Source organism: Thermogutta sp. (assembly GCF_039793925.1).
Lineage (GTDB): Bacteria > Planctomycetota > Planctomycetia > Pirellulales > Thermoguttaceae > Thermogutta.
On sequence record NZ_JBAMME010000092.1, the window covers coordinates 1 to 11,345 of the forward strand.

Below are 11,345 nucleotides of genomic sequence, written 5' to 3' on the forward strand. Positions count from 1 at the left end.
GGCAGGCCGTGGCCCATGCCAGGGCAGGTGCCGATATGGTGGCGCCTAGAGGCATGATGGACGGCATGGTGGGGGCGATCCGGCAGGCCCTGGATCAGGCCGGCTATACGCACGTCCCGATTATGAGCTACAGCGCGAAGTACGCGAGCGCGTTTTACGGGCCGTTCCGAGAAGCGGCCGAGAGCGCCCCCCAGTTCGGCGATCGCCGAAGCTATCAGATGGATCCCGCTGCGGCTGCCGAGCAGGCCCTCCGCGAAGTGGAGTTGGATCTTGCCGAGGGAGCCGATATCATCATGGTCAAGCCGGCCACGTCCTATCTTGACATCATCCGCTTGGTGAAGGAACAGTTTCCTGGTGTCCCGGTTGCCGCTTACAACGTGTCTGGGGAATACAGCATGGTATGGGCGGCGGCTGAAAAAGGCTGGCTGGATCTCCAACGCGTGGCCCTCGAGATGCTCACCGCCATCCACCGCGCCGGCGCCGACATCATCATCACCTACTGGGCGAAACAGGCCGTCAAATGGCTGGAACAATGACCTTCCCCTTTTGAGCCGTAACTGAAACGGAAGAACCTCGCGAAAACCGGCAGAAGAACATTGGCGTTCTGCTGGATAAGCAGCGCATCCGTTCGAGCCTGGCTCGGTGTAGCGCACAAATCGAGGTTTTCGGCTTCCAACCCACAACAGATCCCTGGCTGTGCGGAAATGACGGTGAACCTTCGTATCCTTGACCTTTATTTCGCGACGAATGATGATGGTGATTTTGTGCACAGGGTGTGCAGCGTTCGTTGGTCTTCTGCAGGTCGCTTGTTAAGAGGAGGTTCTCTCATGCGTGCTGTCACCGTATGGAGCTCGGCGGTCATCTTGCTTGCGATGGCACGCGGTTTGTTTGCTGAGGAATGGATCAGCGGAAAGGTTTGGCAGGAGCCCCCTGTTGTCACGCCGGGTCAAAATGGTTCGCCTCCATCCGACGCTATCATCCTGTTTGATGGAAAAGACCTTTCTGAATGGGAAGGGGGTGAAAACTGGATTGTGGAGAACGGTTACGCCATCGCCCAGAAGAACGGCATTACTTCCAAAAAGAAGTTCGGCGATATCCAGCTTCACCTCGAGTTTGCAACACCAGAGAAAATCGAAGGTTCTGGTCAGGGCCGGGGCAACAGCGGCGTTTATCTGATGGGCCGCTACGAGGTCCAAATCCTTGATTCGTATCAGAACCCCACCTACTACGACGGGCAGTGCGGGGCCATCTACAAACAGCATCCTCCGCTCGTCAACGCTTCCCGCAAGCCGGGCGAATGGCAAACCTACGACATCATCTTCACCGCGCCCCGGTTTGACAACGAGGGCAAGCTCTTGAAGCCTGCTTATGTGACAGTCATTCACAACGGTGTGGTGGTGCAAAACCACTTTGAAATCGAAGGGGCCACGGCATGGGACGCCCCGCCCAAGTATACTCCCCATGGTGAGAAAGAGCCGATCCATATTCAGTTCCACGGTAATCCGGTGAAGTTCCGGAACATTTGGGTGCGGGAGCTCCACGAGCTCAAGTGCGAGCAGCGCAAGCCGGAAAACTCGGAAAAGGCGGAAAACTCAAAGTCCGAATCCCCCAATCACTGATCCCCCGGATGGGGAAACACGACACCCGGCGCTTGGTCAGGTTGCTCCAAGGGGTAGGGCGCAGGGATTGCTCGGATCGCCTTGATTAACCGCGATAAGGGGCGGCCATCTGGTCGCCCCCGCCCGTTTTTTGGAGAAAACAAGCCTTTGGCGTTGTCCCCGTGGGACGTGGATCCGAAAACGGACCTAGCGAGCAGGTCCCTCCGGAAAAAACTGGGTCGCGAAGCCCACCGTCAATCCCTGATGGTGGGGACAATTCATGAGTTGCGCCTACCGAAAATGCCTCTGATGCCGACCACAAGGTCAGCGCGGGTGGAAGCGGTCTATAGCAGTGTGTAACGGAGTGGAACGCAATCGACTCTCAGGAGACCGCGACCTTGACGCCGAATGCGGAGGACAGCTCGACCGCGGGTGTGCCCCGGTCCACGTGCCGCTCCCCGTAATCCTCTCGGTATTCCCCCGTGTCCGCTCCTGTTAAACCGCGGCAAAGGGGGGTATATTGCAGGTAATAGCGGCTTGGAGCCGGTCTCGGCGCATAGAGTGTGGGCATTGGTCTTCCCAAAACCACCTGATCCCACGAATACGTTTTGTTCCGAAAGCGTTGACAGGTAGGGTTTATGGCCATCCGCGTTGCGATTTTAGGAGCGACAGGATATACGGCGGTCGAGTTGATCAAGATTCTGCTCCGCCATCCTGAGGTTACGATCACAGCCTTAACCAGTCGCCAGGAGGGTAACGCCCCCGTCGCCAGTGTGCATCCGTCTCTTGTCGGGCGGATTTCTGCCAATTTGGAGAATCTCACTCCGGCGGAGGTGGCTGCCCGGGCGGAGTGCGTCTTCAGCTGCCTCCCCCACTGCGCCAGTGCGGAGGTGATTCCGGAGCTGCTGAAGTCCGGTTGTCGAGTGGTGGATTTTAGTGCCGACTACCGGCTGAATTCCCCGCAGGTTTACGAGGAGTGGTACGGGCATCGGCACCCTGACCCCGAACGTCTGGGGAAGGTTCCCTATGGTTTGCCCGAGCTGTTCCGCGAAGAAATCCGCAGCGCTTCGCTGGTGGCCAATCCGGGCTGTTATCCCACTTCCGTCATCCTTGCACTGGCACCACTTTTGAAGGCTGGACTGATCGAACCGCGCGATATCATCGTAGATTCTAAGAGCGGTGTTTCCGGAGCCGGACGCACACCCAAGTTGACGACGCACTTCCCGGAATGCAATGAGAGCCTCTCGGCATACAATGTGGGGCGGCATCGCCATCAGCCGGAGATTGAGCAAATTCTCGGCCAGGTGGCAGGGGGCACGGTGGAGGTGGTCTTCACACCCCATCTTGTGCCGATGGATCGGGGGATTTTGACGACCACCTATTCGCGCCCCACTCGACAGGTGTCAGAGGATGAGGTGCTCGATTGCCTGGAGAGTTTCTACCAGAATGAGCCATTTGTTCAGGTGGTAGATCACCTCCCTGCCACCAAAGACACGGCAGGCACGAATTTTTGCCACATCACCGCCCGCATTGTGCGGGATCGCATCGTGACGGTGAGCTGCCTCGATAACCTCGTAAAAGGGGCTTCCGGAGCCGCGGTTCAGAATTTCAATCTCATGTACGGTTTTCCAGAAACGACCGCCCTCTTGTGAAGTCCTGGCTGGTGGGTGGCTTCCACATCGGGGGAGGAAAACGCTGGATGGAAAGTCACAGATCCGGAGTCATTCTGTTTCGGTGAGAGATCCCTGACAATGGCAGTGCGTGTTCCCAAAGGCTATCTGGTGGCGGGTGTTCACTGCGGACTCAAGCGTGATCTGCGGAAGCCCGATTTGACCCTCATCGTTTCCGAGACGCCGGCCACGGCGGTCGGTGTCTATACCCAGAACATCGTCTGCGCAGCGCCCGTCCAGCTTGACCGCAAACGGACCCCAAGCACGCGGATTCGGGCGGTGGTGATCAACTCTGGCAATGCCAATGCGTGCACGGGAGAACGCGGGCTCCGGGATGCGGAAGAGATGGCTCGCCTGGCCGCCAAGGCCGTGGGGGTGGAAGAAGATCAGGTTCTTGTGATGTCCACGGGAGTGATCGGGGTGTACCTCCCGATGGATAAAATCGCCCACGGCATCGAGTTGGCCGCCGCTCGGCTGGGCAACGATGAAGAAGCCCTCATCATGGCCGCCCGAGGAATGATGACCACCGACACGGTGTACAAGCTTTCGGGTCGCACACTTTCTCTGGCCCGGCGCGAAATCCAGATTACGGGGATGGTCAAAGGCGCAGCGATGATGGGGCCGAACCTTGCCACCATGCTCGGTGTGCTTTTCACTGATGCCACACTGGATGTAGACACAGCGCAACGTCTGTTGCGCGAAACTGTGGACGACACGTTCAACTGCATCAATGTGGATGGTCACACCAGCACCAACGACACGGTGCTCTTTCTCGCCAACGGCGCGGCAGGTGGGCCGCCACTCGCTGGGGATCTGCTGGAAGACTTCCAGCGGGAATTTCACAGTCTGTGTGTGGAACTAGCGCGCATGATCCCGGCGGACGGAGAAGGTGCCACGCACCTCATCACCATCGAAGTAACCGGCTGCCGCACGCGTCAGGACGCCCTGCAAATTGCCCGGGCCATCGCCAACAGTCCCCTCGTCAAAGCGGCCATCCATGGCGCCGATCCCAATTGGGGACGCATCGTTTCCGCGGCGGGTTACGCCGGAGTTCCCTTCGATCCCAACAAGTTGACGCTCTATCTCAACGGCTTCTGCCTCTATCGTGATGGCACGCCTATGAAGTTCGACGAAATCGAGGTCTCGAATTCCATCCGGGCGGAACGCGAGACGCGGATTGAACTCGTGCTCCAGGAAGGGAATGCCTCCGGCCGGTTCTGGACGACCGATTTAACACCTGAATACGTCCGCCTCAACGCCGAGTACCGGACATAAGTGACGCCCTCAGTCCTACCGTCCGCTGGAGTCGGGTTTTGTCGCATCACCCCGAGACATCTTCTGCCAGGTCGTGGTAAGAATTCGGATCGGATAGGTGTCGGTCACTCCAACCCCCGGGCGCCCGCCACAGGGATTCGCGCTCCGGTGGCTTCCTCTGCCCGCCGTTTTGGCCAGAATCGCGGTTCCACGGCAAAATGGACGCCCACGCTATCCCGGCTGGCATCCACGTTGACTCCCGCGCTGACGAGGAAAGATTCCCCAATTCGGGTGAGGGAGAAACTCTGACCGATGTTGCTCGATTCCCCGAGGTCCACCGAAACCCCCAGCGTGGTCATCCATTTCGGCGACATCCAGTAGGAGTATGAGAGAAACAGCACAGTGCTGTCGATTGGGCCCTGAAGAATGCGCAGACCCAAATAGAGGTCTCCGCGGGGGGGCCGGTTGAGATATCCTCCGAAGGTCACCATTTTCTGGCCGGAATCAAAGAAGTCGAAGAGACCAGAGGAAGCGAGCGTGAGACGGTCTCCTACAAACCATCGTGCGTCGTAGTCAAGGAGGCCCACGAATCGGCCGAAGTTGTCTCGAGACGAGTCGGGAAACAGCGAAAAATGCGTATCGAAGGTGATCCAGTCAACAATTCGCTGGTTTCCCGGCATTCCGCGTTTCGTTTGCCAGCGCTGCTCTACGCCCAGGCGGATGAGCGTGAGATCTTCGGCGATTTCCATGCTGGGCGATGTGACCCAGGATGCCAGGCCTGTCCGCAGCGCGTAAAAACGTTCATCAAAGCGGTCAGGTGCCGGTGGGCCGCCGAAGCCACTTCCTGGCCCAAACGTCAGCACAGCGAGTCGGCGTCGGAACGCCTCGATGGCATCGTCGTCGAGGGGCTCGTAGAGAGGAAGCAAGTCCATGTCGCGGCTGGAATTGGCCCAAAACGCTTCCGCCTCGAAAGTAATTTTGTGAGCGATCCCATGCACGTTGAAGAGGTCGCTTTGGATGTAAGGATTGACGGCCCACACCGGGAGACTTGCCCGCGCTCCCAGTTGAACGTACGCCCGCTGGAGACTGTCGCCTGCCCGGTCTTCACCCCAGTGCCCCAGTTCGCCGAGCGCATAGGGGACAACCTTTACAGGGCCAATTTGAAAAGGCCAGTCAATTTCCTGGCGGGAGATGAATCGCTCGCTGACCGTGCGGAGGGGCTGACCCGTGATCGAGGATGTCTCCCATGGTAAATAGGAAAAAGCCGCTAGATCAGCGGGATCTTCCGGGCGCGATGCGGCGCGAAATCGAGCCAAACCCACACTCGTGTGTTCAAACCATGTGAATGCATCGTTAAGAAATGATTCCCCCAGTTTGTAATGGTCGAACCGCGGAAGCCAGTCCGTTTGGGTGAAGAACGGATTGACTCGCACCGCTGCCGACAAGTCCCAGGACGCATTCCCGTAAATCCGCTTGAGCGAGACAGCCGTGGACTGGTCCTTCAACTCGTCCCATTCACGCTCATAGTACTGTTCCAGAAAATTACGGTCGGAGATCAGACCGGCTTCTGCTGTGAGCTGATATTCCTCGGAAAGATACTGCCGGTGCTGCCACAAAAAGCGATACCGATAGTTCTTTTCCGGCACCAGGGCGCGGCGACCCTTCCCCAGGTTATCCAGGCCATCGTCGTAAATTCCCCAGAAATCCGCTAAACCCGTGGCATAACCCGGTAACCCGAAAAATCCAAATCGCGAGTAGCTTACCGAGGTCCCGTGCCCCAACCCGCGTTCACTGAGATAGTCCAGGCTCAGACTCCATTCCACACCCTCCGGCCGATTACGGATACCGAGAAGTTGGAACGCGTCCCAGCTCGTCAACACCTGCGTGCCAAAGATGCTGTCGTGTCGGAGCCGAAATCGCGTGAGATAATACGTCGGACGGGAGAGATCCCCGGCCAGCACGGGCCAGTAAAACACGGGAATGTTTCGCAGGTAAATGAAATTGTCCCGGCTCATCGCCCAGGGATGATGCGTCATGACCGGTTGGCCGGTTTGTGGATCAATGATCGGCTGGCCCGTCACGGGGTCAAGCGCCGGCTGCATGCGGTCCTCCACATACGCGAACTGCGTTTGCAAGCGATAGCCCGGCACACCCATTCGGCTGGTGGTCACAAAAAGATTCTGAGCGAAGAACTGGGTTTCATTGAGCTGCTGAAGAATCTCCGCGCGAAGACGTAAATAGCCTTCGTAATCGGGAAGTCGGGTAAGCAGTTCCGCGTTGAGAATAATCCCCGCCCGCCGCGCCACATCGTAGTACATCCGGTCGGCATAGATGACGCGATCCCCCTGCCGGAAGACAATGTGCCCCTCAAGATACAGCTCCAAAGGAAACCGGCTGGGCTGTGTCCGTTCGCCGGTCAGGTCGGGCTGATCCTCCCCAGTGTACCAGATGACCACCCGATCCGCCGAAATATCCACCGTTCCCAGGGGACCGCCTTCTTCCACGATTACGTTGACGCCCGCATCGATGACGCCGATCCATTGTCCTCCCTGAGGGGCCGGAAACCACTGCGCCTGCACAGGCACATCTCCACGGGGAAAAACGCGGATGCGGCGGCTGGTCGTGCTGACTTCCGCCGTCGTTCCGCTGCCGAGGTCCTCCGGACGCAATGCCCGCTGCGTGATGCCCTCTGCTTCCGCATTGCGACGAGTCATCGCGCGGCGGAACACGGGAGGATACGGTTCGGGTTCCCCCGCCACCTGGCCGATGTGCGTCTCCACATCGGCGAGGGTGTACAGCCGCCCAAACCAGGTCTTATCCGTGAGTTGAGCCCCGCGACCGTCGGAACCTGTCGAGATCTTCACCCCGCCCTCCAGGTAGACGATGATTTTCAGCGCTCGCGGTGCAAGGCTGACAGATTGTGGATCGCGGGACGGGTTTTCCAAGGGCAAAAGGGGGAAACTCTCCGGCGGCTCTGCGCCAGCTCCCTCACCGGGAGTCACAAGTTCCGGCCCCACCGGTGCCTCTCGCTGTGGAGAAGGTGCCAGCGGCCCGCTGTCCGGAAACCGGTCCACCCACAGCACAGCTTCTCGGGATTGGAGGAGCACCGGCCCTTGCCGGATCTCGCAATTTCCGCGGAGGATCCACACCTCATAGCTGCCCAGTTGCCAGCGGTTGGCGGCTTCCGCTCGAATCTCAATGGGGAATCGTGGATCCGCCGGAAGAGTGATTTCTCCGGCACGAAGCAGCGTAGCGGCAACCGCTACGAGCACGAGACAGAAGCGCACGCTCCGCAAAAGGGAACCGTCAGGCCTGGCTCCCAGTTCCGGCAAACCAACCGGCCACCGGGGAGAGCCTGCCCTCCGCGGCTTCGCGAAAACTTCAACTAGGCAGAAGAACGTGGACCTCAGAGCGACGCTTCCCTGCTATCTGAAAGATGCATCCGTGCCATTCGCCGCACAGTCCCAGTGAGGTCCCCCCATTCTCAGGGGGGAGTGCGGGGGATTATACGCGACTCGCTCACTAGCGTTCAACCCAGTTTTCCGAACCGGTAACGTATCACAACTAAAAATCGCGGACCCAACCGGCACGACAAGCGTGCTCCTCCGCCTTCGGAAGCCGTGTCTGTCACGTCCGGTTGTTGACCTTGGATGATCCATGTTGGTCTCCCCGCGCACGAGAGGCGTGCCGGTCCGGAGGACACTTGCGAACGAAAAAACTGTCGAGTATCTTGACGGCAAACTGTGCCCGAAGCGCAGTGCGCCCTATAAACGGACCCTGCGTCCGCTTACCGCCCGCGCAAGGACCCGACCATCGAGACTCGCTGGTGGCAGCGCGGCTTGGAGAAAAATGTTCCGGGGGGCCCGTGAAGGTGCGGTCACAACCGACGTGCGGATATCGATTCCAGAGAAAATGAGGAGGACCCAATCGTGGAAAAGTGGCCGATCGGTGTCTTCGCCAGTATCGACGCAGGCTTAGGCGTGCAACTTCCAGTAGCCCGGGAACTCGGCGTTCCCACCATCCATCTCCATACTCCCAAAAAGGAGTCACGCACGCCGCAACGAGCCCAGGAGTTTCTCCAACAATTGAAGGATTTTGGCTTGACGATCACGGTGGTGTTCGCGGGATTTGAAGGGGAAAGCTACGCCGATATTCCCACCACCGCCCGCACTGTTGGTCTTGTTCCGCCCGATACACGGGAAGAGCGCAAGCGCGAGCTGCTGGAAATTGCCGATTTCGCAAAACTGTTGGGTGTGGATGTCGTGGGCCTGCATGTGGGATTTATTCCCCATGACCGTGATGACCCCAATTATCAGGCGGTCAAAAAGGCGCTGCAGGAAGCCTGTGATCACTGCGCAAAGCAGGGCCAGCGAATTCACTTGGAAACCGGTCAGGAAACCGCCGAAGCCCTCCTCCAGTTTCTGGAAGACGTCGGGCGGGATAACCTGTTCATCAATTTCGATCCCGCCAACATGATCCTCTATGGTACCGGGGATCCGATTCCCGCTCTGAAAAAAGTCGGCCGATATGTGCGGAGCGTCCACTGCAAAGACGCCAAATGGGCGGCCCACCCGGGAAAAGAATGGGGAACCGAAGTGCCCTTCGGGACGGGCGATGTCAACGCCGAATTGTTCCTCCGCACCCTCGCTGAAATTGGTTATGATGGACCGTTGACCATCGAACGCGAAATCCCTCAGGAGCCAGAACGCCAAAAGGCGGAAATCGGCCAAGCCATCCGGGTCATTCAGGAAATCAAGCAGAAAATTTTCAGTTCCGCATCCTGAAGCAACCGGGAGCTCGGCAAAAGGAGTTTCCGCGGGAATGCCGGCGGCCTCGTCACCGCCCCGCTCATGTTCGGTGTCTTCATTCCAGAAAGGAGTGCTGCGGAGTTGATCACACAAATTGAAGGCGAGCTGGTGCGACTCACGGAGGAAGCGGCCACCGTGCGGATCGGACCTCTCCACTGCGAGGTCCTCATTCCTGAGTACACGCGACGGCAGCTCCAGACGCTTCTCAACCAGCGTGTGGTTCTGCACACGATCTTCTATCTCGAAGGTGGCGTCAACGCGGGAAAGCTCAGCCCCCGGCTGATCGGTTTCCTCTCGGAAATTGAACGGGAATTTTTCGATCTGTTATGCTCCGTAGATGGCATGGGCGCAAAGAAAGCCCTTCGCGCTATGTCGCACCCGGTCAACGAAATCGCCACCGCCATTGAACAGCAGGACCACCGGTTTCTGGCCAGTCTACCGGGAGTGGGGGCGGCCACCGCCGAACGCATCGTCGCCAAACTGCGACGCAAAATGCCCAAATTCGCCCTGTGGGTAACCCAGCAGAAAGTGACCGAGGAATCCCTCGTCGAACCTGATGTCATCTCCCAGACCTACGAAACGCTCCTCGTCTTGGGACACAGTGAGAGCGAAGCCCGGCGATTGATCGATTCCGTCCTCAGTCGTAAAAAGAAGTTCTCCAGCGTGGACGAAATGCTCCACGCTATTTACGAGCGTCAATCTCAACAGGGAAACAAGACGCCGTGAAAAAAGCAGGGGTTCCCACCACACCACCTCCTGAACGGCAGACCGAAACCCAGTGGCCCTTCGCGGAAACGGAGGCCTGCCCCCGTTGCGGAACTCCCCTGGAGCCGGCCGATCGATTCTGTCCCGCCTGCGGCGCTGCCCATCAGCCCGCACCTTTCCCCACAGAGGCCAAGCGGACATTTCAGGAGACGACCACCTGCGACAACTGTGGGGCTCCCATTCACATCCGGCCCGATCAGCGAAGTTACACCTGCGAGTACTGCGGCAGTACTTATGTGCTGGACTTTGCTCCCGAGTTGACCGGTCGCCAGGCCCCGGAGTTCGTCCTGGGCTTTGCCATTCCGCCGGATAAAGCGCGGCAACTTTTTTTGAAATGGGCGGAACGCCGTGCCGGTGGTGCTCCGGCGGCTTTTCGCCAGGCCATTCGGCGTGCCGATATTCGTGGCATTTACATCCCCTTCTGGTCGTTTTCCATGCTAGCAGAAAGCCAGTGGCAGGCCACCATCGGCGAGTACTGGTACCGCACCGAAACGTACACCACCTACGAAAATGGAAAACTGGTCACCAAAACCCGAAGGGTCCGCGAGACAGAATGGTGGCCCCTGGCAGGAAAGTACCACCAATTTGTCAGCGGGTATCTGGTGTCGGCCAGCAAGAATGTGCCGCAGCAGGTGGCCGACCGACTCATCCCTTTTCATTTGGCCGGACTGCGGCGATACGATCCCTCCTATCTGGCAGGCTGGGCCTGCGAAGAGTACATCATCGATCGCCCCGAAGCTGAGTCCCGTTGCAAAGAATACTTCCGCCAATACCAGGAGCAGTGCGTGGCCGCTTTTCTGCCCGGCGATACTTACCGCGGCTTAGTCGTTCATACTGACTTTTCTGAAGAAGCCTCCGACCTTATCCTGCTGCCCATTTATGTGATGCGGTTCGAGCATCGCGGAAAAATTTATCGTTTGTGGATGAACGGCCAAACGGGAGCAATTACCGGAGAATTACCGCGGTTCTGGGGCCGCTGGATTATCGTCGGCCTGATCGGCATCGGGATTCTCGTGCTGCTTGGATTTCTTCTCAGACGTCTGCTGGGATAGAGAAGTATTTTAGATTTAATCGCGTACTCAACACAGTGCTTGTGAAATCCCCGGCAGCCGGTCCAGTGTATTTTACACTTTTTTAGTCGCATTGCGCGCCGGAGTTATTCTGGGGTTTAGTCCTGAATGCCCGTCTGCTGCGATTAAAACGTGGCGAATAGCGAATTGCGAATGGCGAATGGTGGATTGGTGTTTCCG

At 58.3% G+C, this 11,345-nt stretch carries 8 protein-coding genes; 7 read left to right on the forward strand and 1 reads right to left on the reverse strand.

Annotated features, from left to right (window positions below; genetic code table 11):
- From hemB to argJ, 4 genes are all read left to right on the forward strand, one after another.
- On the forward strand, positions 1–536 hold a 536-nt coding region (gene hemB / locus ABJK56_RS03540; RefSeq protein WP_347243288.1), incomplete at its 5' end, for a porphobilinogen synthase.
- A gap of 291 nt (positions 537–827) precedes the next feature.
- On the forward strand, positions 828–1,619 hold the full coding sequence (locus tag ABJK56_RS03545; RefSeq protein WP_347243289.1) for a DUF1080 domain-containing protein: 792 nt from the start codon (positions 828–830) through the stop codon (positions 1,617–1,619).
- 617 nt (positions 1,620–2,236) lie between these two features.
- Complete coding sequence (gene argC / locus ABJK56_RS03550; RefSeq protein WP_347243290.1) at positions 2,237–3,250, forward strand: N-acetyl-gamma-glutamyl-phosphate reductase; 1,014 nt, start codon at positions 2,237–2,239, stop codon at positions 3,248–3,250.
- A gap of 99 nt (positions 3,251–3,349) precedes the next feature.
- A complete protein-coding gene (argJ, locus tag ABJK56_RS03555; protein ID WP_347243291.1) occupies positions 3,350–4,543 on the forward strand; it encodes a bifunctional glutamate N-acetyltransferase/amino-acid acetyltransferase ArgJ in 1,194 nt (397 codons plus the stop codon).
- A 104-nt stretch (positions 4,544–4,647) separates the two neighbouring features.
- Here argJ and ABJK56_RS03560 read toward each other — a convergent pair whose 3' ends face one another.
- Positions 4,648–7,854: an organic solvent tolerance protein OstA gene (locus ABJK56_RS03560; RefSeq protein ID WP_347243292.1), complete on the reverse strand. Its 3,207-nt coding sequence runs from the start codon at positions 7,852–7,854 to the stop codon at positions 4,648–4,650.
- A 597-nt stretch (positions 7,855–8,451) separates the two neighbouring features.
- Here ABJK56_RS03560 and ABJK56_RS03565 point away from each other — a divergent pair.
- From ABJK56_RS03565 to ABJK56_RS03575, 3 genes are all read left to right on the forward strand, one after another.
- Positions 8,452–9,306: a sugar phosphate isomerase/epimerase family protein gene (locus ABJK56_RS03565; RefSeq protein WP_347243293.1), complete on the forward strand. Its 855-nt coding sequence runs from the start codon at positions 8,452–8,454 to the stop codon at positions 9,304–9,306.
- Between the two features lie 105 nt (positions 9,307–9,411).
- Positions 9,412–10,056, forward strand: a complete 645-nt coding sequence (gene ruvA, locus ABJK56_RS03570; RefSeq protein WP_347243294.1) for a Holliday junction branch migration protein RuvA — start codon at positions 9,412–9,414, stop codon at positions 10,054–10,056.
- The gene (locus tag ABJK56_RS03575; protein ID WP_347243295.1) at positions 10,053–11,147 is read left to right on the forward strand and encodes a zinc ribbon domain-containing protein; all 1,095 of its coding nucleotides are present in this window, start codon (positions 10,053–10,055) and stop codon (positions 11,145–11,147) included. Before ruvA ends, ABJK56_RS03575 begins: the two co-directional genes overlap by 4 nt.
- The last annotated feature ends 198 nt before the right edge of the window (positions 11,148–11,345 follow it).

What these genes read in the sequence shown, in the direction of transcription:
- ABJK56_RS03545 (WP_347243289.1), top strand. Translation starts at nt 828, where the DNA reads ATGCGTGCTGTCACCGTATGGAGCTCGGCGGTCATCTTGCTTGCGATG.
- argC (WP_347243290.1), top strand. Translation starts at nt 2,237, where the DNA reads ATGGCCATCCGCGTTGCGATTTTAGGAGCGACAGGATATACGGCGGTC.
- argJ (WP_347243291.1), top strand. Translation starts at nt 3,350, where the DNA reads ATGGCAGTGCGTGTTCCCAAAGGCTATCTGGTGGCGGGTGTTCACTGC.